This is a genomic window from Aminobacter sp. MSH1, assembly GCF_003071665.1.
In the GTDB taxonomy this organism is placed as follows: Bacteria; Pseudomonadota; Alphaproteobacteria; order Rhizobiales; family Rhizobiaceae; genus Aminobacter; species Aminobacter niigataensis.
In genome coordinates, this window is sequence record NZ_CP026265.1 from 4,811,423 (window position 1) to 4,834,535 (window position 23,113).

Below are 23,113 nucleotides of genomic sequence, written 5' to 3' on the forward strand. Positions count from 1 at the left end.
TAAAGAAAGATTCGAGTCTGTGCAATGGGCTGGATTGCATGGCTGGCAGGCAGGGAGCGCAATGGCCGGCCAAGGCCGGCTGCCAATCAGCTCGCCTGCGGTTCGGCAAGCCCGCGCAGGGCCGCCATCAACGCCTCGAAAGACCCCTCGCCCAGACGCTCGCGGTAGCGCTTCTCGATGTCGATCTTGATATGGTCGCCGTCGTCGAGTGCAGCCAGCCCCTTTGACGTGTAGCGCACAAACTTGCCACGCTTGTCCTCCGGGTCAGGCGCGCGTTCGATGACACCTTCGGCCTCCAGGCCGTCGAGCAATTGCTGCACCGCCTGCTTGGAGATCCCCATGCGTTCGATCAGCGCCGCCTGCCTGGTGCCGCGGCGGGGTATGTGGCCGAGCAGTCCGGCTCGGCCTTCGCTGAACCAGCCATGGCCGGCCGCGCGCATCGCCTCGGCAAACTCAGCCTTCCAGGCGCGGCTCGCCTGCCACAGGCGCCAGCCGATATGGTCGGGCAATGCCTTGGCGTCTTTTTCGTCAAGTAGCTTGACCATTTTTCCAATCATGCATATCGTCAAGATGCTTGACTACCTTGATAGTGGAAGGGACCGAACATGGCAATTCTCGACCAGGCCTCGCTGAGGGTGCTGATAGCAGGCACGACCCATGTGCTCGACCGCAACGGCAAGGAGGCCTACGTCTATTTCGAAACCGGCAACAGGGCGCACATGCTGCTCGACGACGGGGAAACGCGGAAGGGAAGCTGGGCGCTCGCCGAGGGCGGCTACGTGGTCGACTGGGACAATGGGGCTGTCGGCCGCTGGACGCTCGACCACGAGGCAGGATCAATCACCTATGTGAGCCAGGATCGCGATGTCAGGGTGAGGCTTGCCGGCATCCTGTTCGGCAATGCCAAGGGGCTGCCGCGCTCGGCGCAGTAGGCAAGGATGGCCGCCCAAGGGGCGACCATCCAGATCTCGTCAGGCGAGTTCTTCGTCGCGCTGGGCAACAAAGACAAGCACCAGCAGAATGGTGATGAAGAAGCGGAAGGCGTCGGGAACGCCGTTCCACGTCTTCGACATCCACATGCCGAACCATTCGCCGCCGACCGACATGAAGCCGACCTGCCATACCAGGAAGCCAAGCGTCAGGCCGGCAATCGACAGCGTCTTGGAGGCGTTGAAGCTGCGTGCGTCATTGCGAAGGTTGGTGGCGAGGCGATAGGCGCCGATCCAGCACAGGATGGCGGTCAGCGATTCAGCGGCGATGATCAGGAAGTAAAACAGGTTGTGAAGTGCGGGATTGGTGATGGCGCGGTATTTGATGGCGGCATCCGGGAAGATCGTGTCCATGCTCATCACATGCTGCACGAAAGCGAAGTTGGTGCCGTAGTCGGTCAGATTGCCGAAGGCGACAAGCGTTGAAAACAGCGCGGTTGCGGCAACAGCGGCGGTCTTGGATATGCGGATGATCATCATTTCGTAGGCTACTCCTGAAAAAGCGCGCGCACGCTTCGGCGCTGTCGCGCCTGCCCGGTCCGAGCAAGAACCCGGATCGAGGAAGCGCGTCAGTGTCGATGAGCGTGCACGACTGTGCGCCGCATACATCAAACGTCAGGGCAAAACTTATGACAAAAGAGCGCAGCGCCGCATGGCCGGCGGCTAAAGCTTGAGAGTGCCGCTCTGGATCGCCTGGCCGAGAAGATGGACAGCATGGGCCAGCTTCTCATCGACGACATGGAGATATTCGGTCCAGTCGTCGACATGGCTGATGTCGTTGGCGCCATCCGAAATGCCGCGCAGGCCGATGAGCGGGACGCCGAAGATCTGGCAGGCGCGCAGCACGGCAAAAGTCTCCATGTCGACCATGTCTTCCGGGATGGCGTCGTAGGCGGCACCTGAAATGATGGTGCTGCCGGTCGACAGGCTGGCCTGCCGCACATCGGGGATGCGCAACGGCAGGTCCAGGGTCGCGGGAAGGTCGAGAAACGGTGTCCTCCCCTTCTCGAAACCGAGGGCCGATGCGTCCATGTCGCGATAACAGACCGAAGTCACCTGATAGACCTCGGTCTGATCGAGCCGGCGGCTGCCTGCGGAGCCGAGGCAGACGACGAGATCGGGCAGATAGTTGGAGGCGGCGAGCAGCGCAAGTTCAGCGCCTACCCTGACGCCTGCCTCGACCGGGCCGATGCCGGTCATCAGCGGCGTGAACAGCTTTTGCAGATGCGGGCCGTATTCGGCATCTGCCGCCATGACGAACAGCACATTGCGGCCGGCAAATTGCGTCATGCCAGGCATGGTCTACCCCTCGATGCCGTCGCGGCCGGCAATGGCCATCATCGTGCCGGTCATGGTGGCGATCAGCCTGGCCTCGCCATCGGCGGCGATAGCATAGGCCTGGCCGTCGGCGACGACGATGGTGCGGCCGGGCTTGGTGACCGAGCCGCGGAACAGGAAACGCTCGCCCTTGCCGGGGGCCAGGAGATTGACCTTGAACTCGATGGTCAGGACGCTGGTGCTTTCCGGGAACAACGAAAAGGCAGCGTAGCCGCAGGCGGAGTCGAGCGCGGTCGAGAGGATGCCGGCATGAAGAAAGCCGTGCTGCTGGGTCAACTGATCCGAAAACGGCATCTCGATCTCGATGATGCCGGGGGTAACGAGCGTGAGTTCGGCGCCGATGGTCCGCATCGCGCTCTGACGCGCGAACGAGGCCCTGACGCGCTCGTCATAGTCGGGTGTGGGTACGATCTTGGCTGCCATGTCAGATGTTCCTCTCGCTTTGCTTATCGCAAAGCAGGCAAATGCAGGCAATCGCAAATGCTGCAGCGCAAACGTCAGTTGAGCCACCAGATCGATGCATTGAGCAGCGTGGCGAAGGCAACCCAGGCGGCATAGGGCGCAAACAGCCCGGCGGCAATGCCGTCCTTTCTGCCCGCAAGCACCATGAAACCCGAGATGGCGCCGAGAAGCGCTACGATGACCAGCAAAGCCAGGCCGGGCTGCTGCAGGCCGAAGAAGGTCGGCGACCACAAGAAATTGAGCACGAGCTGAGCGATCCACAACCGCATGGCGCCACCCCAGGGATCGCGCTGCCAGACGCGCCAGCCAGCGATGGCCACGAGGATGTAAAGCACCGACCAGACTGGGCCGAAAATCCAGTTGGGCGGATTGAAGAACGGCTTGGCCAGTCCGGCATACCAGTCGCCCGGCAGCGTCACGTAGCCTATCAGCGTGCCGCCGCCGAGCACGACGACGACAAATGCAAGCAAGGTGAGAAGTCTGCTCATCGAACCTCCAGAACAAGAGGACGGCCTGATGCGCCGCCCCGCTCTCAACTGGAGGACAAGTCCGGATCGTCAATGGTTGAGGCGATTTGAACTTCGCCGTCAGCCCTTGCGGCGCATGGCGGTGAAGAAGAAGCCATCGGTGCCGCTCCTGGCCGGCGTCAACGACAGGCCCTGCGCGCCAAGGCGCACGGCATCGTCGCGGCCGGGGAAACGGGCCTGCCACAGCGCGCGGTGATCGATGGCCGCAAAGCCGTTGGCGCGCTGAAAAAAGGCGTCGACCTGATCGGCGTTTTCCTCGTCGAAGACCGAGCAGGTGATGTAGACGAGGAGACCGCCCGGCTTCACATAGGCGCTGGCGGCGTCGAGGATGGCCGACTGCTCGGCCTTGCGGACATCGAGCTGGCGCTGGGTGAGACGCCACTTGGCATCTGGCCGGCGGCGCCAGGTGCCGCTGCCGGTGCAGGGCGCGTCGATCAGCACCAGATCCATATGGCCGGTGAGACCCGACAATTCGGACGGCTTGGTGACGACCTGGACGTTGCGGTTGTCGGAGCGGCGCAGGCGATCGAACATCGGCGCAAGGCGCGACTTTTCCGAATCGTGGGCGAAGATCTGGCCGCGGTTTTCCATCGCCGCCGACAACGCCAGCGTCTTGCCTCCGGCGCCGGCGCAGAAGTCGAGCACCTGCATGCCAGGGGATGCGCCGGCAAGTTCGGCCGCTAGCTGCGAGCCCTCGTCCTGGATCTCGAACCAGCCCTTCTGGAAGGCCGGCTCGGCCTGGACGTTGGGGTGGCGGCCGCTGCCGTCGATCGGCGGGATGCGCACGCCATGCGGGGCGAGCGCCATCGGCGCGGCCTGGGTGCCTTCGAGTTCGGCGATGACGCGGTCGCGGTCGGCCTTCAGCGTGTTGACACGGATGTCGAGCGGCGGACGGGCGGCAAGGGCGGCGCCCTCCTCCACCCAGTCGGTGCCGAAAGCGCGTTCGAGAAGCGGCGCACACCAGTCGGGACTGTCAGCGCGGACAGCATCGGGCGCATCGGTGAGCTTGCGCTCGGCAATGGCGGCCAGCTCCGCGGCGCTCAGCGCTTCGGGTGCGAACTTGTCGCCGTCGAGCGTCTGGTTGAGTGCCTCGGCCGATTGATCCCATTCGAGCAGCAGGGCGCCGAAACCGAGCGCGCGCGAGGTCTCCTCGCCAAGCAGCCAGCCGGCGGAGCGCTTGCGGCGCAGCGCGTCATAAACGATGTTGCCAATGGCCGCACGATCGCCAGCGCCGGCGAAACGATGGGAAAGTCCCCAGTCTTTGAGTGCATCGGCGGCGGGACGATGCCGCCTCTCGATATCGTCGAGTACTTCGATGGCTGCAGCCAGCCTTCCGCCAAGTCGCATATTCGGTGATCCGTCTTCGGTTGACCCGTACAGGACCTAGCTAAACAGCCGGGACGAATTGCACAAGCACTGGCCGCCGCTCACGGAGCAAAATCTTTCCACCGCAAAGGCCAGCCGCAAAACAAAACAGGCGCGGATCGCTCCGCGCCTGCCCTGCCGATTGTCGCGAGTGGTTATTACGCCGCCTTCAGCGTCTGCACGAGGTCGAAGCGGTCGGCATTCATCACCTTGGTCCATGCCGCCACGAAATCCCTGGCGAACTTCGCCTGGGCGTCCGCACTGCCGTAGACTTCGGCCAGCGCGCGCAACTGCGAGTGCGAACCGAAGATCAGGTCGACGCGGGTGGCATACCACTTGACCTCGTTCGTGTTCCTGTCGCGCCCTTCGAACACGTCCCTGGTATCCGATACCGCCTTCCACTCCGTGCCCATGTCGAGCAGGTTGACGAAGAAGTCGTTGGTCAGGGTTCCGGGCCGCGCGGTGAAGACACCGTGCGCGGACTCTGCAGCATTGGCGCCGAGCACGCGCAGGCCGCCGACCAGCACCGTCATCTCAGGTGCCGACAGCGTCAGCAGTTGCGCCCGATCGATCAGGTTTTCCTCTGAGGTCAGGCGCTGCCTGCCCTGGAGATAGTTGCGGAAGCCGTCGGCGGACGGCTCGAGCGGCGCGAAGGATTCGACGTCGGTCTGCTCCTGCGAGGCGTCCATGCGGCCCGGTGCGAAGGGCACCTTCACCTCCTGGCCGGCATCCCTGGCGGCTTTCTCGATTGCGGCACCGCCGCCGAGAACGATCAGGTCGGCAAGCGACACCTTCTTGTTGCCCGACTGCGAAGCGTTGAACTCCTGCTGGATCGCCTCGAGCTTTTCCAGAACGGAGGCCAGTTGCGCCGGCTGGTTGACGACCCAGTCCTTCTGCGGCGCAAGGCGGATGCGCGCGCCGTTGGCGCCGCCGCGATTGTCGGAGCCACGGAACGTCGAGGCCGATGCCCAGGCCGTCGAAACAAGCTGTGACACCGAGGGTACCGCGGCGAGAATCTTGTCCTTCAGGGCGGCAATGTCCTGCTCATCGACCAGGACATGGTCGACCGCGGGAATGGGGTCCTGCCAGATCAGCTCTTCCTTGGGGACGAGCGGACCGAGATAGCGTGCGATCGGGCCCATGTCGCGGTGGGTGAGCTTGAACCAGGCGCGGGCGAAGGCGTCGGCGAACTGGTCAGGGTTCTCGAAGAAACGCCTCGATATCTTTTCGTAGGCGGGATCAGCCCGCAGCGCGATGTCGCTGGTCAGCATCGAGGGCGCGTGACGCTTGGACTTGTCGTGCGCATCCGGCACCGTACCGGCGCCCATGCCGTGCTTGGGGGTCCACTGATGGGCACCTGCCGGGCTCTTGGTAAGTTCCCACTCGTAGCCGAGCAGGTTCCAGAAGAAATTGCCGCTCCATTTCGTCGGCGTCGTGGTCCAGGTGGCTTCCAGGCCGCTGCCGATGGTGTCGCCGCCCTTGCCGGTGCCGAAGCTGTTCTTCCAGCCGAGGCCCTGCTGCTCGATGTCGGCCGCTTCCGGTTCGGCGCCCACATTGGCCGCATCGCCGGCGCCATGGGTCTTGCCGAAGGTGTGGCCGCCGGCGATGAGGGCGACCGTTTCCTCGTCGTCCATCGCCATGCGCGCGAAGGTCTCGCGGATGTCGCGCGCCGATGCGAGCGGATCCGGGGTGCCGTTCGGCCCTTCCGGATTCACATAGATCAGGCCCATCTGGACGGCCGCGAGCGGGTTGGAAAGATCGCGGTCGCCGCTGTAGCGCTCGTCGGCCAGCCACTTGCCCTCGGAGCCCCAGTAGATGTCCTCTTCAGGCTCCCAGACATCGGCGCGGCCGCCGGCGAAGCCGAAGGTCTTGAAGCCCATCGATTCCAGCGCGACGTTGCCGGCGAGAATCATCAGGTCGGCCCAGGAGATCTTGCGGCCATATTTCTGCTTGACCGGCCACAGAAGGCGGCGGGCCTTGTCGAGATTTACGTTGTCCGGCCAGCTGTTGAGCGGCGCGAAGCGCTGTTGTCCGGCGCCCGCGCCACCGCGACCGTCGCCGATGCGGTAGGTGCCGGCGCTGTGCCAGGCCATGCGGATGAACAGCGGCCCGTAGTGTCCGAAGTCGGCCGGCCACCAGTCCTGCGAATCCGTCATCAGGGCAGTGAGGTCCTTGATCACGGCATCGAGGTCGAGGCTCTCGAACTCCTTGGCATAATCGAACGCCTCGCCCATCGGATCGGACAGGCTGGAGTGCTGGTGGAGGACCTTGAGATCCAGTTGGTTCGGCCACCAGTCACGATTGGTCCTGCCGGCAGTGGTGTGCGCGACGGGGCATTTGCCCGCGCTGTTTTCGTCGGTCTTTGCGTCCATTTTTCTCTCCGAAACGTCTTTGCGTAGGTGCTTGCGGACCTGGGTCCGCCTCTTGATGAGTTGGCAGCTCTACAGCAGGGCCGGGCGGCATTCGCCGGCAGTGATGGAATTGCGATTGTCCGATACCGGCGCGCCCGCACTGGTGGTCATCGTCGGTCTTGTCATGGCTTGCGCCTCCCTCGTGGCTTCAACTCGCTAGACGGTCCTGGGCAGCACAACAGGGGTGCGCCGCCTCATTGGTACCATTCCAGTCTAGGATCGGATTTTGATAAAGCCAAATTGCCTTTTCAAACAATCTTGATAACCTTTGATTATGATACGCCTGACAATCCGACAGATGGAATATTTCGCGGCATTGGCCCAGATGCTGCATTTCGGCCGGGCAGCCGAGTTCGCCGGGGTCAGCCAGCCGGCGCTCTCGGCGCAGATCGCCGAGATGGAGGAAAGGCTCGGATGCATCCTGTTCGAGCGCGGCGGGAAGGCGGTGCGGATGACCGAGGATGCGCTCGAGCTACAGCCGCGCATCGAAAACATCCTGGCCCAGATCCGCGAGGTCGAGACGACGGCCCGCCGCGGCAGGCTGGCGATGGAGGGGCGGTTGCGGCTCGGCGTCATCCCGACCGTCGCGCCCTATCTTTTGCCGCACATCCTGCCGGCGCTGAAACGCGAATATCCAAAGCTTCGGCTGGAACTGCGCGAGGCGATCACCGGCTCGCTTGCCGAGGAGGCGCTGAACGGACGGATCGACGCGTTCGTTGCCGCCTTGCCGCTCGACTATTCCGGGCTGACGACACAGGAGCTGTTTTCGGACCGCTTTTATCTTGCCGTGCCCGCCGACGACCCTGACTTCGTCTCGCCACCGGTGCCGCCGGAAAGCCCGGCACTCGAACGGCTGATGCTGCTGGAGGAAGGCCACTGCCTGCGCGAACAAGCGCTGGCGGTGTGCGGCAGCGTCAAGCCGGTGGCAATGGCCAACTATGGCGCGACCAGCCTGACGACGCTGCTGCAGATGGTGGCTCACGGGCTGGGGGTGACGCTCATCCCGGCGATGGCGGCGGGGCCGGCACACGACCAGCGCGACCTGAAGATCGTGCCCTTCGCCGAACCGGTGCCGGAACGGCGCATCTGCCTTGCCTGGCGCCGCAACAGCCCCAGGCACAATGAATGCCTGGAGCTTGCGCGGATTATCCGCGGACTGCAGCCGCTATTGCAGCATTGAACCCGGCAAGCGTCGCCGCGTCGGCGGCGCCGCGCGCCTTGCGCGACTGCACCAGGCAGGCCTGCGATCGCAGGATGACGCCGTCCGACAAGATCTTGAGGTGATTGGCGCGCAAGGTCGAGCCGGTCGAGGTGATGTCGACGATGACGTCGGCGGAACCCGCAGCAGGCGCGCCTTCGGTGGCGCCCAGGCTTTCGACGATGCGGTAGACCTGGATGCCGTGCATCTGGGAAAAGAACTGCTGGGTCAGCCGCCAGTACTTGGTGGCGATGCGCAGGCGACGGCCGTGGCGCTGGCGGAAATCGGCGGCGACATCATCGAGGTCGGCCATGGTGTCGACGTCGAGCCAGATGTCGGGCACGGCGACGACGACATCGGCGTGGCCGAAGCCCAGGCGCGCGACGATCTCGGCCTTGCTTTCCCAGTCGGCGAGGTTTTCGCGGATCAGGTCCTCGCCGGTGATGCCGAGGTCGACATTGCCCTGCCCAATCTCGCCCGAGATTTCGGAGGCCGACAGGAAGGCGATCTCGATATCCGCCCTGCCCTCGATCGAAGCACGGTAGCGGCGGTCGTCATCGGGCAGGTTGACGACAAAACCGGCCTTGGCCAGCACGTCGAGCGCCTGCTCCTTGAGCCGTCCCTTGGAGGGAAGTGCGATCGAGATGGCCATCAGCGCGCCTCCCTCAAGGCTTCGATGCGGTCGAGCCAGACGGAGAAGCCGACGCCCGGAATGGGCTTGCCGGCGCCGAGCAGCGTCAGCAGCCGGTCGTAGCGGCCGCCACCGGCCAGCGGGCGTTCGGCATCTGGCCCGGAAATCTCGAACACCAGGCCGGTGTAATAGTCGAGCGGACGGCCAAAGGCGGCGTCATAGCGCACCGAACCGGCAGCAAGGCCATGGCCGGCGACAGCCTTGGCGCGGGCGGCGAAATTGTCGAGGGCAGCACCGAGCGTGAGCCCGGCGCCGGCGGCGAACTCCTTGAGGGCCGCGGGAGCCTCGTCGAGCGAGACATGGATCGCCAGGAACCGTTCCAGCGCCTCGAAGGCGTCGCTGGACAGGCGAACGCTGCGCAGTTCGGCCTTTTCGATCAGGCGGCGGGCGATGTCGTTGGGCGTGCGGCCGGCCGAGGGCGACAGGCCCGCCTGCTCCATGCCCTCTGATATGTGGGCGGCAAGCGCGTCATGGTCGCCCGATGCAACCAGCGAGGCGACCGGTTCGGCAAGCGCCGAGGCGCGCGTGGGGGCCGCGAGATCGCCGAGGGCGGCTGCCAGAAGCTCGGCCGAACCGAAAGCGCGGGCAAGGCGCATGCGCCAGCCGCGCGGCAGGCCAAGCGCTGCCAGCACCGCCTCGAAGATCGCCTGGTCACCGAGCGTGACGGTGAGGTCATGGCCGGGCAGGCAAAGCGACAGAAGCGCATGCGCGTCTGCTACCGAGCGCGCGTCGGCTGCCGCCGTGTCGGTGTCGCCGAGATCCTCGACACCGGCCTGGAAAAACTCGCTGCTGCCGTCGCGCCGCTGGCGGAACACCTCGCCGAGATAGGAATAGCGGCGCGGCGTGCCGGACTGGGTGTGGATGTGGTCGAGGCAGACAGGAATGGTGAATTCCGGCCGCAGGCAAAGCGACGCGCCGGTCTCGCTTTCGGTCAGGAAGATGCGTCGGCGCAGGTCCTCGCCGGCCATGTCGAGGAACGGATCGGCCGGCTGCAGCACCGGCACGTCGACCGCATCGGCCCCCCGCGCGGCGAAGAGCTTGAGGATGTCGGACGCGATGGCCGGGTAACGCGCGTTCATGGCCTTACAGCTTCGCCCGCTCTTCAGCCTGCGCGGCGAGGATCTTCTTGACCTCAGCGACGAGATCGGCTTCCGGCACGGTGATCTGTGCCGGACGCGCGGCGCGCCACTCGGCATTGTCGGTGATTTCGGCCGACATGCGGGCGCCCTCGATCAAGTCCTTGATCTGGACCTGGCCATTGGCACGCTCGTCGCCGCCCTGGATGACGACGACGCCCGAGCCCCTGCGGTCGGCATATTTGATCTGGGCCTTCATGCCGGAACCGCCGAGATACATCTCGGCGCGCACGCCGGCGCGGCGCAGGTCGGCGACCATCTTCTGGTAGCGGCCGAGGCTTTCGGTGTCCTTGTCCATGACCAGCACGACCACGGGCGCGATCACGTCCGATGTGTCGAGCTTGCCGAGGTTCTTCAGCGCCGTCATCAAGCGCGACACGCCGATGGAGAAGCCGGTGGCCGGCACGGGCTCGCCACGGAAGCGCGAGACGAGACCGTCGTAACGACCGCCGCCGCCGACGGAGCCGAAGCGCACGACCTGGCCGTCGTCATTGGGGATTTCGGCGAGCAGCTCAGCTTCGTAGACGGGACCGGTGTAATACTCGAGGCCGCGCACGACAGAGGGGTCGATCTTGATACGGCCGTCGTCATAGCCGGCCGCAGCAGCGAGCGCGCCGATCTGGGCCAGTTCTTCCACGCCTTCAGTGCCACGAACATTGCCCGAAACGATGGCCTTGAGGTTCTCAGCCGTGGTGTCGGAATCGGCAGCACCGGCTTCAGTGAAGGCAATAACGGTGTTAATCGCCGCATCGTCCAGGCCGGCGCCCTTGGTGAAGTCGCCCTCACCTTCCTGGCCGCCGTCCCAGCGGCCCTTGCCGAGCAAGAGCTTGACGCCCTCGGGCCCGAACTTGTCGAGCTTGTCGATGGCGCGCAGCACGGTCAGCCGGCGATTGGCGTTGTCGTCGCCGCCGAGGCCAATCGCCTCGAGCACGCCGTCGAGCACCTTGCGGTTGTTGACGCGGATGACGTAGTCGCCGCGCTTGATGCCAAGCGCTTCCATCACGTCGGCCATCATCATGGTCATCTCGGCATCGGCCGCGACGCCTGGCGTGCCGACGGTGTCGGCATCGAACTGCATGAACTGGCGGAAGCGGCCGGGACCCGGCTTCTCGTTGCGGAACACCCAGCCGGAACGGTAGCTGCGATAGGGCTTGGGCAGCCTCTCGAAGTTCTCGGCGACGAAGCGAGCCATCGGCGCGGTCAGGTCGTAGCGCAGCGACAGCCACTGCTCGTCATCGTCCTGGAACGAGAACACACCTTCGTTGGGACGGTCCTGGTCGGGCAGGAATTTGCCGAGCGCGTCAGTGTATTCGATCAGCGGCTGATCGACCGGCTCAAAACCGTAGAGCTCGTAGACCTCGCGGATCTTCGCCATCATCTTCTCGACGACCCGGATGTCGTCCGCGCTGCGGTCGACGAAACCGCGCGGCAGCCGCGCTTTCATCTTTTCCGATTTGTCGGCCATGGTCGAATTCCGCACTTTTCCAGAAATTTTGGGCCGCGATCACGGCGCGGCGTTTCGTAACCGAAATGGGGTGGAGCGGCAAGCGTTTGGCGCGCGCCGCAACCGGCAAGGCCGAAACAAATCGGCCGCGCGCCGACATCGTGCCGAAACAGCCGCGCCCGATAAGCCGCCGCAACCGAACGATGGAACGACTGCATGTCCAGCAACACTGGAGAAATCGACAAGACGACGGCCCGGCTGCGTCCAGCGGGACCGGAAAAGCCCGCAGCAAGGAAGCCTGCGACGGCACGCGACGCGCTGATGACCTGTGTCCTGGTGCTGTACCCGGCACTGGCGACGGTGGGCGCCATCGCGGCCAGCCTGCTGTTGACGGGCACGAGCGCCTGATGCCGATGCGCCCCTGGAAAGCGACGCTGGTGCCGAAGACGATTGCGACCCTCGCCGCCATGAGCGCGCTGGTGCTTGCCGCCTGCACCACCAGCGGCGGCGTGTTGGCCGGCGGCGGTTGCAAGCCCGGCAATGCAAAGCTGGCCGGCCACTATTATCTCAACGGCGTGATGGAGGTCGGCTCCGAACTGCTGCTCAGGCCGGACGGCAGCTTCGAGTTCATGCTCGCCTATGGCGCCAACGACCAGTACGGCAAGGGCTGCTGGGTGAAGCGCGGCGGAACCGTCGAGGTGATCCCCGCCGGACGATCGTCAGCCTCGCGGCGGCACACGCCGGAAGATCGCGGTTTCGGCGGGCTGGTGCTGACGGTCTCCGGACGGGCGCTGGTCTGGGATATCGCCGGCAGCGGATACAAGGGCCGGTATGAGCGGTGAGTGTTGCTCCCTTCTCCCCTTGTGGGAGAAGGGAAGGCCTCACACCGGCCGCTTGAACGCTTTCCGCTCGGCCTCGATCTTCGGGCGGCACATGCAGCCTTCGATATGGTCATTGACCAGCCCCATCGCTTGCATGAAGGCGTAGACGGTGGTCGGGCCGACAAAGCTCCAGCCGCGCTTCTTCAGCTCCTTCGATATCCGCGTCGAGGTCGGCGTCGTCGGGTTGGCGATCAGCGTGGGATAGTCGACCACTTCAGGGCGCTCATCTGCGCCGGGCTCGAACTTCCAGAACCATGCCGCAAGCGAACCGGCCTCGTCGGCCAGTTCGCGGGCGCGGCGAGCATTGTTGATGGTCGAGACGATCTTGCCGCGGTGGCGGACGATGCCGGCATTGCCGAGCAGGCGCTCGATGTCGGTCTCGCCATATTCGGCGACCTTGTCGAAGTCGAAGCCGGAAAACGCCTCGCGGAAATTGTCGCGCTTGCGCAGGATGGTGAGCCACGACAAGCCGGACTGGAAACCCTCCAGGCAGATCTTCTCGAACAGCCTGATCTCGTCGGTGACCGGCCGGCCCCACTCGTTGTCGTGGTAATGCAGGTAGTCAGGCAAGGTACCCGGCCAGAAGCAGCGTGTCGCCCCGTCGGCACCCAGCATCAGGCCTGTCTTTTTCTCTTCCATCTCAAATCCGTTCGTTAACAGCGAGAAGCGCTGATTTACCCGTGCTTTACCAGACTCCTGAACCGGCCGGTAACCACACCAAAAGGTTTCCTGACAAACGCGCATTTTAAGCAACCCGATTCACGTTTCGGTGGGCGCGCGCGGACAACATGACCCGGAACCGGGGACGGATCGCCCTGCCCGGCAGCGACGAACGTGTTGAGAGTGCGTCCATGAAGAAACGTCTGATGCTTTTGGCAACGGCCGCATTGCTGGCCGAGCTGGCTTCGCCGGCCCTTGCCTATGACCGCTACGCCGAGCGGCCACCGGTGGTGGTGAGCCCCGACCTTTCGGCACCCTGGGTGCTGCAGCTCGGCCGCAGCCCGGCCGAGGCGATGCCGCGGCAGCAGCGGCGCCAGGCTGTCCAACCGCTGGCAAGGCAGGCGCCGCCCAAGGTCCAGCAGCGCACCGTACAGCAGCAGCGCAGCGCCCAGCCGCGCCAGCCCAAGGCTGCCCAGGTACAGACCGCAGCGCTGCGCGCGCCGGAAAAGCGCACCGTCAAGCCGCAGATCAACCCGATCTACCTGCCGCAGATGGTCGCCTATGATGGCGGCGAAAAGCCAGGCACCATCATCATCGATACCAATGAGAACTTCCTCTACCACGTGCAGGCCGACGGCCAGGCGCGGCGCTACGGCGTCGGCACCGGCAAGCCGGGCTTCGAATGGTCGGGCACGCACAAGGTGACGTCGAAGCGCGAATGGCCGGACTGGCGCCCGCCTGCGGAGATGATCGCCCGCGAGCGCGCCAAGGGCCGCGTGCTGCCGGCAATGATGGTCGGCGGACCGGAAAACCCGCTCGGCGCACGCGCGCTCTATCTCGGTTCGACGCTCTACCGTATCCACGGCACCAACCAGCCCTGGACCATCGGCGGCGCCGTGTCTTCAGGCTGCATCCGCATGCGCAACGAGGACGTGATGGACCTTTACGAGCGGGTCGCGGTCGGCACCAAGGTCATCGTCAGGTAATTTTCGATTACGGGGGCGGAGCCCGGTCGAAAGGCCTGGCTCCCGAGCAGAAGGGCAGCGCGGCGGAAGATCGCGCTGTCCTTTTCGCTTTTCGGGATCGAATTGGCCTTCTCCGGCTCGATCTCTTGGGAAAAAATGTTTATCATGGATGAAAATTGACCTGATCGACCCTCCCCCCAGGCGTACCGACGTATCCGGGGGCTATCCTGGATCGACGACCGCCGAAGGAAGAAGAATGCCGCCGCTCGATGACAACCGCTATCTGAAAGGCGGCCCCGTGGCCGCCCGTATCATCGCCGAAGTACGCGCTGCCGCGCAGAAGGCAACCGAAGAAGGCTTCCGCCCGAAACTCGTTTCGATCACCGTCGGCGACATCGCGGCGGTCGATGTCTATGTCCGCAACCAGCGCGCCAAGGCCGAACTCGCCGGCATCGACTTCGAAGAGCGTCCCTTTCCGGCCGAGCTGACGGCGGGCGAACTCGAAGCAGCCATCCACGGCATGAACGCCGATCCGCGCATCACCGGCATCATCATCCAGCGGCCGGTGCCGCCGCACATCCCGATCAAGGCGATCCAGGCTGCGGTGCATCCGCTGAAGGACGTCGAGGGCATGCACCCGGCCTCGATCGGCAACATCGTCTACAACCAGCTCGAACTCGCGCCCTGCACGGCGGCTGCCTCGGTGGAACTGCTCAAGGCCACCGGGCTCGACCTCAAGGGCCTGGAGGTCGTGGTCGTCGGCCATTCCGAGATCGTCGGCAAGCCGATCGCCTTCCTGCTCATGAGCGAAGGCGCAACGGTGACGGTCTGCCACCACATGACACGCTCGCTGGCGGCGCATGCGCGCCGCGCCGACGCGCTGTTTGTGGCAGTGGGCAAACCGCGGCTGATCAAGGCCGACATGGTCAAGCCGGGCGCGGCTGTCATCGACATCGGCATCAATGCCGAAACGCTGCCGGACGGGACCAGCCGCATCGTCGGCGACGTCGACACCGAGAGCGTCAAGGAAGTGGCATCATGGATCACGCCGGTGCCGGGTGGCGTCGGGCCGGTGACGGTGGCGATCCTGCTGCGCAACACGATGGTGGCGCTGAACCGCCAGCGTGCGGTCTATCGCGCTACGTTCGGCACGGCCGAAGCGACGCTGGCGGCGGAGTAGACGCCCGGCTCCAGCGACGGGCGCTAGAGCCTCCAGGTGCCGTCCTGGACCTGCGGTGTCGCGGGGTTTGCAACCATCTGCAAGCCGCTGGTGACAACGATCGGCGTGCCGTCGGGCACGCGGTCGTAAAGATCCATGATGTCCTGGTTGATCAACCGCACGCAGCCCGACGAGACGGACTTGCCGATCGAGGCCCATTCCGGCGAGCCGTGCAGGCGGTAGAGCGTGTCCTTGCCATCCTGGAAGATGTAGAGCGCACGCGCGCCGAGCGGATTCTGGATGCCCGGCTGCATGCCGCCTTCCCACTCGTTCTTGCCGGGAATCTGGCGGGCGCGGTACTTTTCCAGTTCCGGCTGGCGGTCGATCATCTCGTTCGGCGGGAACCAGCGCGGCCAGGTCTGCTTCCATTCGATGACGCCACGGCCGGCCCACTCGAAGCCGGCACGGCCGAGGCCGACGCCATAGCGGATGGCCTCGCCATTGTCGCTGACCAGATAGAGGAAGTGGGCTGCGGTATCGATGACGACGGTGCCTGGCGCCTCGCCGGTGGGGTCGGCCACGACCTGGCGATAATAGCGCGGATCGATTTTCTTGAACGGCACGCCCGGAATGTCATAGCCGTTGTCGATGACCGGCGCATACATCATCTGCGGCTCGGTGAAGGACGGGTCATTGCGCAAGGTGGGCGGTGGCGGCGCCACCGGAAACGCCGGTTCGGCCACGCGCTCGCTGCGCGTCGTCGAGCATGCCGAAAGAGCAGCCGATGCGACACCGGTTGCGGCCAATGCCAGAAGATTGCGGCGGGTGAATTTCGACATCGGCATTCCATGTGATTGAAGGCTTGCAACGCGCCGGACCCTTGCATGTTCCATGCCAAAGTTTCAATCAGCGCCCTGCCTGCTCGCGGCGCGCGCAGAGCGGATTGGCGCGAGATGAGGCTTTCAGGTCACTCAAGCCCGGCCGGCTTGTCGCCGCCATAGGCCCAGTCGAGCAATTTGACGGTGTGGATCACTGGCAGTCTTGCGGCCGAGGCGATCTGCGTGATGCAGCCGATATTGCCGGTGGCGACCAGCGCTGCACCCGTGGCCTCGATGTTCTTGACCTTGCGGTCGCGCAGACGCGCCGAGATTTCCGGCTGCATGACGTTGTAGGTGCCGGCCGAACCGCAACACAGATGCCCCTCGCGCGGCTCCTTGACGACAAAGCCGGCGCGCGACAGCAGGTCCTTGGGCTGGCGGGTGATCTTCTGGCCGTGCTGCATCGAGCAGGCCGAGTGATAAGCGACGGTCAGGCCCGGCTTGCGCTGGGGCTCGGGCAGATCCAGGGTCGCCAGATATTCGGTGACGTCCTTGGCCAGCGCCGATACCCGCGCCGCCTTCTCAGCGTAGGCCGAGTCGAGGCGGAGCATGAAACCGTAATCCTTGATCGTCGTGCCGCAACCCGAAGCGGTGATGACGATGGCGTCGAGGCCGCCACTGTCGATCTCGCGCGTCCAGGCGTCGACATTCTGCCGCGCCGAGGCAAGCGCCGCCTCCTCGCGTCCCATGTGATGGACGAGCGCGCCGCAGCAGCCCTCGCCCTTCGGCACCACGACCTCGATGCCGAGCCGGGTGAGCAGCGACACCGTCGCCTCGTTGATGCCGGGCTCGAGCACCGGCTGGGCGCAGCCGGTGAGGATGGCGACACGTCCAAGTTTCGTGCCTTTCGCGGCATGGCTGCCTGGTGTCGCCATGGCCGATGCAGCAGGCACCGAGGCCGGAGCCAACCGGAGCATCGCGGCGAACGGTTTCAGCGCCGGCACCCTGTCGAACACGTTGGCGAAGGGCCGGCCGAGCCGGGCCAGTTTCAACGCCGCGCGGAACCGCCCGGGATATGGCAGCACGGCAGCCAGCACGCCGCGCGTGAGCCGGTTCATCAAAGGGCGGCGATAGGTCTTTTCGATATGGGCGCGGGCGTGATCGACAAGGTGCATGTAATTCACGCCCGACGGACAGGTGGTCATGCAGGCAAGGCAGGACAGGCAGCGGTCGATGTGGGTGACGATTTCCTTGTCGGCCGGCCGGCCGTTTTCCAGCATGTCCTTGATCAGGTAGATGCGGCCGCGCGGCGAATCCAACTCGTTGCCGAGCGTGACATAGGTCGGGCAGGTCGCCGTGCAGAAGCCGCAATGCACGCATTTGCGCAGGATCTTCTCCGATTCTGCGACATGCGGATCGGCAAGCTGGGCGGCGGTGAAATTGGTCTGCACGGCGTTTTGAGCTTTCTCAGATCAGCCAGCTGTCGGGGTTCTTGATCGGCTCGCCTCGTCCCAATGCCTGAAGGCCGACGATGCAGCGGACGATGAACCAGACGGCGACGGCGAACATCAGGATGAAGCCGATGAAGACCATCATCAGCACAATGGATACCAGCGCGTAGAGCAGGCCAATCCAGAAGGTGCGGATGAGCCAGGTGTAGTGGCTCTCGACGAAACCGCCAGCCTTGCCGCGGTTCATGTAGGCCAGGACAATGCCGACTATGCCGCTGATGCCGATCACCAGCCCAGCGAGGTAGAGGATATAGATGACCTGGACATTGGTCTGGCCGGGGTCGAGCCAGCGGTCGGTCTGGCGCGGTGTCGTGGGCGGAGGTGTGTCGCTCATGGTGTTTTTCCCTCTGTTGCACCCGTCAGGGTAGCAGGTCCGGAGCCGGGCACCATGCGGCCAGGATTGAAGATGTTCTTCGGGTCGAACTCGGCCTTCAGCCGGGCCGAAAGTGCCGCCAGGGCTGCAGGCTGCGGCTCGAAGACCGGAACAGCGGCGCGCCAGGCGGCCGGGGCGCGGACCAGCGTGGCGTGGCCGCCTCCGAATTTCCTGATCAGCATACGCAACAGATCGGCTTCGGGCTCGCCCTCCATGCGCAGCCAGACGAGGCCGCCCTGCCAGTCGTAGAAGGCGTCGGCTGCTGCCTGCATGCGCAGGGCCAGCACCATGTTGTGGGCATCCGCCGGCGGCATCGATACGCGCCAGACGGGCTTGTCGGAGCCATCGGCGAATGGCCTGACATCGCGCATGTCGCGCCACAGTGCTGCCGATGCTTCGCCCGAAATCTCCTCGATCGCCCCGGCATTGCCAAGCAGCTGTTTCAGCTGTTCGAGGCGGTAGGCGACCGACGGACCGAAACCCTCGACGCGCAGCAGCGTTGCGGGATCACCGCCGAGGCTGCCGTCAAGGACACGCGCTGTCATGCGTTCGGGCAGATGGGCTGCGGACGAGACCTCGGCGCTCGAACCCATGGCGAGGGCCATCGCAGCGGTGGCGTTGTCGTCGAGCAGTCCGCGTATGGCGAGCGTGGTCTCGGTTTCCGCTGCGGGCAGCACCTTGAAGGTCACGTCGGTGAGAGCGGCCAGTGTCCCCCACGAACCGGCCATCGCCTTGGACAGGTCATAGCCGGTGACGTTCTTGACGACGCGGCCGCCCGACTTGAAGGCCTCGCCGCGGCCTGAGACGGCATGAATGCCCAGAATATGGTCCCTGGCGGCGCCTGCCTTGAGGCGGCGCGGGCCGGCGAGGTTGGCGGCGAGCGTGCCGCCGATGGTGCCGCGCCCGGGCGTCTGCCCCAGCAGCGGACCGTAATCCATGGGCTCAAAGTCGAACCGCTGGCCGTTTTGGGCAAGCAGTGCTTCGATCTCGGCAAGCGGCGTGCCTGATCTGGCCGACAGCACCAGTTCGGCGGGTTCGTAGAGCGTGACGCCGGATAGCTGCGACAGATTGAGCGTGTGTTCGCACTGCAGCGGACGGCCAATGGCGCGCTTGGAGCCATGGCCGAGAATTTCGAGCGGCGTTTCTTCCGCAACGGCCCACTGGACGGCGGTGAGCACTTCGGCTGAGGTGGTGGGCGTGAAGGTGGTCATGGACTCACAAACCTTGGGTTCCTCGCCCCCGCAAAGCACAAGGCAATCGCATAAGAAATCACCCCCACCCCTAACCCCTCCCCACAAGGGGGAGGAGAACTTTTCGGCATGGACATCCCGAGCCAACGTTCGACGGTTTTGGTGAAATCAATGGCCCAGCGGTCCCCCCCCTTGTGGGGAGGGGTTAAGGGTGGGGGTACAGCGCAGGCCGGACCATTCGGTGCAAGCGCACGCAATTGCATTACGCCTTGCGGGGGCGAGGAACCCAAGTCCTGCGAGCCCGCAAAATCCTGCGCGCCCATCACAGCCGATGCTCCCGGAGCTTTTCGAGGGCGGCTGTGCCGCGCGGCGAGAGGCGGTAGCCGACGTCGAGGCTCTCGGTCAGGCCGAACTCCTTGAGCTTGCGGACGTCCTGCTTGAATTTGAGCTTCTCGACGCCGAGGCGTTCAGCCAGCACAGCGGCCGCCACCTCGGGATTTTGCCCGATCAGACGCAGGATCGACGGGAAATAACCTGGCACGGTGCTGTCCCATCTTTCGAAGCAGGCGGCGAGCGCATGCCAGTCGGCATCGCTGAGGTCGGCCGCATCGCGCAGCGACAACCGGGCGTCAGCCTCGATGCCATCGAAGGAAATGCGGTAGAGGGTACGATCGGCGCCGTCGCGCAGATCGGCGGTCAGCGCGCCAAGATCATTATAGCCGGCGGCACGGGCGTCCGCCTCGGACAACGTGGCTTCATCTACTACCTCGACCGAACCAATACGGACCACGCCAATTGCCGTGCGCAGGCCCGTGCCTGCCTTGACCGTCGGCCGCTGCCAGCGGCGGAAGGCGAGCTTGATGTCGCCGCGCCTAATACCTTCGAGGGTCGCCTGCTTCAAAAGCATCAGAACCTCGGAATGTCGGGGAACGCCACCTGCCCACGGTGGACGTGCATGCGGCCGAGTTCGGCGCAGCGGCGCAGTTGCGGGAAGACCTTGCCGGGATTGAGCAGGTGGTTGGGATCGAAGGCGCATTTGACCCGCATCTGCTGGTCGAGATCGATCTCGTTGAACATTTCGGGCATCAGGTCGCGCTTTTCGACGCCGACGCCATGCTCGCCGGTCAAGACGCCGCCGACCTTGACGCACAGGCGCAGGATGTCGGCGCCAAACGCCTCGGCCTTTTCGAGTTCGCCCGGCTTGTTGGCGTCGTAGAGGATGAGCGGGTGCAGATTGCCGTCGCCGGCGTGGAAGACATTGGCGACGCCGAGGCCGTATTGCTCGGACAGCTCGCGCATGCCGGCGAGCACGCGCGGCAGTTCCTTGCGCGGGATGGTGCCGTCCATGCAGTAATAATCGGGCGAGATGCGGCCGACGGCCGGGAATGCCGCCTTGCGACCGGCCCAGAAAGTCAGCCGCTCCTGCTCGCTTGCCGAGATGCGGCAGGTGGTAGCGCCGTTGCGGTTGGCGATCGCCTCGACAAGGCCGATCAGGTGGTCGACCTCGACGCCTGGCCCGTCGAGCTCGACGATCAACAGCGCTTCGACATCGAGCGGATAGCCGGCATGGACAAAGTCCTCGGCAGCGTGGATCGCCGGCCGGTCCATCATCTCCATGCCGCCGGGAATGATGCCGGCGCCGATGATGTCGGCGACGCACTGGCCGCCCTGCTCGCTGGTCGGGAAGCCGATCAGCAACGCGCGCGCCGTCTCCGGCTTCTTGAGGATGCGGACGGTGACCTCGGTGACGACGCCGAGCAGCCCTTCCGAGCCGGTCATGACGCCAAGCAGGTCGTAGCCTTCGGCGTCGAGATGCTTGCCGCCGAGCCGCACGACCTCGCCGCTCATCAGCACCATTTCGATGCCGAGCACGTTGTTGGCGGTGAGGCCGTATTTCAGGCAGTGCACGCCACCGGAATTCTCGGCGACGTTGCCGCCGATGGAACAGGCGATCTGCGAGGACGGGTCGGGCGCATAATAAAAGCCGTCCAGTTCGACTGCGGTGGTGATGCCGAGATTGGTGACACCGGGCTGGGCGACAACGACACGGTTGGGATAGTCGATTTCGATGATGCGGTTGAACCGGCTCATGACCAGGAGCACGGCATCTTCGAGCGGCAACGCACCGCCTGACAAGGAGGTGCCCGAGCCGCGCGGCACAACGCGAATGTTGCGATCGTTGCAATATTTGAGCAGGCGCGACACCTGCGCCACCGTTTCGGGGAGGACGACGACCATGGGCAGTTGGCGGTAGGCGGTCAGGCCGTCGCTCTCGAACGCCCGCATCTCATTGACCGCGTCGACCACGCCTTCGCCCGGCACGATGATGCGCATGTCGGCGACGATCTCGTCGCGCCGGCCAAGGGTTGCGGCATCGGGTTTGGGCATCGATATGCCGGACATCGGTCACCTGCGGTCGTCAACTGGTAAAAAGCTTTTACCAGTGAAGCCCAACTGATGCAAATTGGAAGAAGGTCGAGGTCCGATCGGCCCAGCAAACGACCTCACGCAGCGTCAATCTGACGCTGGTGGGAAGGCGCTGCCCGTTCGGGCAGGCCGAGACTGGAAAATTACTCGCCCGGAGCTGTCTTGGGCTCTTCGTGAGCGCGGCGCACGCGTCGCACACCCCACCAGACAAGCAGGATCGCCAGCGGCACCGAGGCCGCGGTGACGACTTCCGGGGCGAAGAAATGGTCCACCGTCGAGGCGCCCTTGGCGACATAGCCGATCAGGCCGACGACATAATAGGAAACTGCGGCAACCGACAGGCCCTCGACCGTCTGCTGCAGGCGCAATTGCAGGCGGGCGCGGTTGTTCATCGAGGCGAGCAGGTCGCGGTTCTGCCTCTCGACCTCGACGTCGACCCAGGTGCGCAGGAGCGTGGTGGCACGGGTCAGCTTGCGCGACAGGTTGGCCTGGCGCTCCTCGACCGACCGGCAGGTGCGCATGGCGGGTGCGACTCGGCGCTTGAGAAAGCCGGCCCAGGTGTCGTAGCCGGCGACAACCTCCTCTTCGAGCGCCTCGAGGCGCTCGCGGACGATGCCGTCGTAAGCGCGGCTGGCGCCGAAGCGATAGAGGCTGGAGGCAGCATCGGCCTCGAGCTCGGCGGCAAGCTCGGTGAGATCGGCAAGCAAGGCCTGGCTGTCGCGCGTCTCGGTCGCCTTCATCTCGCGGGTCGCCTGGGCAAGCCGGTCTTCGATGCGGCGGACGCGGCTCGACAGCGACAGCGCCATCGGCAGGCCGAGCATGGCCAGCGTGCGATAGGTCTCGATGTCGATCAGGCGCTGCGACAGTGCGCCGGTACGGGCTGGCGTGAGACCGCGATCGAGGATCAGGATGCGTGTCAGCCCGTCGCCATCCTGGCGGAAGTCGGTGACGATGGCGGCAGCACCGTTCTCAACGATGGAATAGCACAGGCTGGTGGGATCGAAGCCGGCGATCAGCTTTTCGGTAGCCGGCGTCCACTTGCGGATCTCCAGCCGGATGCCTGAGATGACCGTGCCGGGCGGGCTGAAGCCGTTGCCGAAGGGCGAATCCTCCTGCGACCGGCCGCTGTCGGACAGCGGTCCTTCCCAGAGATAGGTCGAGAATTCGGTGTGCCGCTCCCAGCGCAGCGAACCCTGCCCCCACTTCATGGCGTGGTGGCGAGCCTGGCGATCGGGCGAGGCGATGCCCAGCCGGCGCGACAGTTCGGAAAGCACCGCGTGGTCGACACTCGAACCGCCCTCGGTCATGAAGGAGAGCTGGACCAGCACGCGCGGGTTCTCGACCAGCGGGTGCGGCCTGGAATGCACCTCGCCAAGAGCGCCGGGACGGCCCTCATGCGCCGGGAATCCCATCACGCTGCCGGTGGAACGCGGCAGGAATTCGAGTGACGACGGATCGACTGTCACAGATGGCTCCCTCGATGCCCAAGCTTCGAGCCTCTAGGGAAATTCAATGCAACAGGCAAACGTGAACTTTAGGCCAAGCTGATAAAGGTGAGCGTGATCGAG

General features: G+C 65.0%; 25 protein-coding genes. 6 read left to right on the forward strand and 19 right to left on the reverse strand.

The window, feature by feature from the left end:
• Window positions 1-86: 86 nt before the first annotated feature.
• Window positions 87-545: a MarR family winged helix-turn-helix transcriptional regulator gene (locus CO731_RS23705; RefSeq protein ID WP_108609099.1), complete on the reverse strand. Its 459-nt coding sequence runs from the start codon at window positions 543-545 to the stop codon at window positions 87-89.
• 60 nt (window positions 546-605) lie between these two features.
• Here CO731_RS23705 and CO731_RS23710 point away from each other — a divergent pair, with 60 nt between their 5' ends.
• Window positions 606-932 carry a hypothetical protein gene (locus CO731_RS23710; protein WP_108609100.1) on the forward strand — a complete coding sequence of 109 codons (327 nt, stop codon included), beginning with the start codon at window positions 606-608 and terminating at the stop codon, window positions 930-932.
• A gap of 39 nt (window positions 933-971) precedes the next feature.
• Here the strand turns inward: CO731_RS23710 and CO731_RS23715 are convergent, their stop codons facing one another.
• From CO731_RS23715 to CO731_RS29415, 7 genes are all read right to left on the reverse strand, one after another.
• On the reverse strand, window positions 972-1,469 hold the full coding sequence (locus CO731_RS23715; protein ID WP_108609101.1) for a DUF2165 domain-containing protein: 498 nt from the start codon (window positions 1,467-1,469) through the stop codon (window positions 972-974).
• A 183-nt stretch (window positions 1,470-1,652) separates the two neighbouring features.
• The gene (locus CO731_RS23720) at window positions 1,653-2,288 is read right to left on the reverse strand and encodes a 5'-methylthioadenosine/S-adenosylhomocysteine nucleosidase (protein WP_108609102.1); all 636 of its coding nucleotides are present in this window, start codon (window positions 2,286-2,288) and stop codon (window positions 1,653-1,655) included.
• A gap of 3 nt (window positions 2,289-2,291) precedes the next feature.
• Entirely contained in the window at window positions 2,292-2,750 is a 459-nt protein-coding gene (locus CO731_RS23725) for a PaaI family thioesterase (RefSeq protein ID WP_108609103.1), read from the reverse strand.
• 74 nt (window positions 2,751-2,824) lie between these two features.
• A complete protein-coding gene (locus tag CO731_RS23730; RefSeq protein ID WP_108609104.1) occupies window positions 2,825-3,277 on the reverse strand; it encodes a TspO/MBR family protein in 453 nt (150 codons plus the stop codon).
• Window positions 3,278-3,376: 99 nt separating this feature from the next.
• Window positions 3,377-4,663 carry an RsmB/NOP family class I SAM-dependent RNA methyltransferase gene (locus tag CO731_RS23735; protein WP_108609105.1) on the reverse strand — a complete coding sequence of 429 codons (1,287 nt, stop codon included), beginning with the start codon at window positions 4,661-4,663 and terminating at the stop codon, window positions 3,377-3,379.
• A gap of 176 nt (window positions 4,664-4,839) precedes the next feature.
• Entirely contained in the window at window positions 4,840-7,053 is a 2,214-nt protein-coding gene (gene katG, locus CO731_RS23740; RefSeq protein WP_108609106.1) for a catalase/peroxidase HPI, read from the reverse strand.
• Window positions 7,054-7,122: 69 nt separating this feature from the next.
• Complete coding sequence (locus CO731_RS29415) at window positions 7,123-7,218, reverse strand: catalase (RefSeq protein WP_245439504.1); 96 nt, start codon at window positions 7,216-7,218, stop codon at window positions 7,123-7,125.
• A gap of 148 nt (window positions 7,219-7,366) precedes the next feature.
• Here CO731_RS29415 and CO731_RS23745 point away from each other — a divergent pair, with 148 nt between their 5' ends.
• Window positions 7,367-8,272 carry a hydrogen peroxide-inducible genes activator gene (locus CO731_RS23745; protein ID WP_108609107.1) on the forward strand — a complete coding sequence of 302 codons (906 nt, stop codon included), beginning with the start codon at window positions 7,367-7,369 and terminating at the stop codon, window positions 8,270-8,272.
• Here CO731_RS23745 and hisG read toward each other — a convergent pair.
• Genes hisG through hisS form a run of 3 tightly spaced genes read right to left on the reverse strand, consistent with a single transcriptional unit; the run spans window position 8,238 to window position 11,582 of the window.
• Window positions 8,238-8,942, reverse strand: a complete 705-nt coding sequence (hisG, locus tag CO731_RS23750; RefSeq protein WP_108609108.1) for an ATP phosphoribosyltransferase — start codon at window positions 8,940-8,942, stop codon at window positions 8,238-8,240. The genes CO731_RS23745 and hisG overlap by 35 nt on opposite strands.
• The gene (locus tag CO731_RS23755) at window positions 8,942-10,060 is read right to left on the reverse strand and encodes an ATP phosphoribosyltransferase regulatory subunit (protein ID WP_108609109.1); all 1,119 of its coding nucleotides are present in this window, start codon (window positions 10,058-10,060) and stop codon (window positions 8,942-8,944) included. Before CO731_RS23755 ends, hisG begins: the two co-directional genes overlap by 1 nt.
• 4 nt (window positions 10,061-10,064) lie before the next feature.
• A complete protein-coding gene (gene hisS / locus CO731_RS23760; protein WP_108609110.1) occupies window positions 10,065-11,582 on the reverse strand; it encodes a histidine--tRNA ligase in 1,518 nt (505 codons plus the stop codon).
• Window positions 11,583-11,777: 195 nt separating this feature from the next.
• Between hisS and CO731_RS23765 the strand changes: the two genes are divergently transcribed.
• Complete coding sequence (locus CO731_RS23765) at window positions 11,778-11,969, forward strand: hypothetical protein (protein WP_108609111.1); 192 nt, start codon at window positions 11,778-11,780, stop codon at window positions 11,967-11,969.
• Window positions 11,969-12,403, forward strand: coding sequence for a hypothetical protein (locus tag CO731_RS23770; protein WP_245439506.1), 435 nt, complete (start codon window positions 11,969-11,971; stop codon window positions 12,401-12,403). Before CO731_RS23765 ends, CO731_RS23770 begins: the two co-directional genes overlap by 1 nt.
• A gap of 39 nt (window positions 12,404-12,442) precedes the next feature.
• Here the strand turns inward: CO731_RS23770 and CO731_RS23775 are convergent, their stop codons facing one another.
• Complete coding sequence (locus CO731_RS23775; RefSeq protein ID WP_108609112.1) at window positions 12,443-13,081, reverse strand: DNA-3-methyladenine glycosylase I; 639 nt, start codon at window positions 13,079-13,081, stop codon at window positions 12,443-12,445.
• A gap of 212 nt (window positions 13,082-13,293) precedes the next feature.
• Here CO731_RS23775 and CO731_RS23780 point away from each other — a divergent pair, with 212 nt between their 5' ends.
• Window positions 13,294-14,088: a L,D-transpeptidase gene (locus CO731_RS23780; RefSeq protein WP_108610021.1), complete on the forward strand. Its 795-nt coding sequence runs from the start codon at window positions 13,294-13,296 to the stop codon at window positions 14,086-14,088.
• Window positions 14,089-14,323: 235 nt separating this feature from the next.
• Window positions 14,324-15,247, forward strand: a complete 924-nt coding sequence (locus tag CO731_RS23790; RefSeq protein WP_108609114.1) for a bifunctional 5,10-methylenetetrahydrofolate dehydrogenase/5,10-methenyltetrahydrofolate cyclohydrolase — start codon at window positions 14,324-14,326, stop codon at window positions 15,245-15,247.
• 23 nt (window positions 15,248-15,270) lie between these two features.
• On the opposite strand, the gene CO731_RS23795 is transcribed toward CO731_RS23790, so the two are convergent.
• From CO731_RS23795 to CO731_RS23825, 7 genes are all read right to left on the reverse strand, one after another.
• Complete coding sequence (locus tag CO731_RS23795; protein WP_108610022.1) at window positions 15,271-16,065, reverse strand: L,D-transpeptidase; 795 nt, start codon at window positions 16,063-16,065, stop codon at window positions 15,271-15,273.
• A gap of 128 nt (window positions 16,066-16,193) precedes the next feature.
• Complete coding sequence (glcF, locus tag CO731_RS23800; RefSeq protein ID WP_108609115.1) at window positions 16,194-17,495, reverse strand: glycolate oxidase subunit GlcF; 1,302 nt, start codon at window positions 17,493-17,495, stop codon at window positions 16,194-16,196.
• A 16-nt stretch (window positions 17,496-17,511) separates the two neighbouring features.
• Window positions 17,512-17,889 (reverse strand): DUF4870 domain-containing protein, encoded by a 378-nt coding sequence (locus CO731_RS23805; RefSeq protein ID WP_108609116.1) that lies wholly within the window; start codon window positions 17,887-17,889, stop codon window positions 17,512-17,514.
• Window positions 17,886-19,139 (reverse strand): glycolate oxidase subunit GlcE, encoded by a 1,254-nt coding sequence (gene glcE, locus CO731_RS23810; RefSeq protein WP_108609117.1) that lies wholly within the window; start codon window positions 19,137-19,139, stop codon window positions 17,886-17,888. The genes CO731_RS23805 and glcE overlap by 4 nt, the downstream gene beginning before the upstream one ends.
• 301 nt (window positions 19,140-19,440) lie before the next feature.
• Complete coding sequence (locus CO731_RS23815) at window positions 19,441-20,025, reverse strand: hypothetical protein (protein ID WP_108609118.1); 585 nt, start codon at window positions 20,023-20,025, stop codon at window positions 19,441-19,443.
• The gene (locus CO731_RS23820) at window positions 20,025-21,521 is read right to left on the reverse strand and encodes an FAD-linked oxidase C-terminal domain-containing protein (RefSeq protein ID WP_108609119.1); all 1,497 of its coding nucleotides are present in this window, start codon (window positions 21,519-21,521) and stop codon (window positions 20,025-20,027) included. Before CO731_RS23820 ends, CO731_RS23815 begins: the two co-directional genes overlap by 1 nt.
• 167 nt (window positions 21,522-21,688) lie before the next feature.
• Window positions 21,689-23,011: a DUF3422 family protein gene (locus tag CO731_RS23825; RefSeq protein ID WP_108609120.1), complete on the reverse strand. Its 1,323-nt coding sequence runs from the start codon at window positions 23,009-23,011 to the stop codon at window positions 21,689-21,691.
• Between the last annotated feature and the right edge of the window lie 102 nt (window positions 23,012-23,113).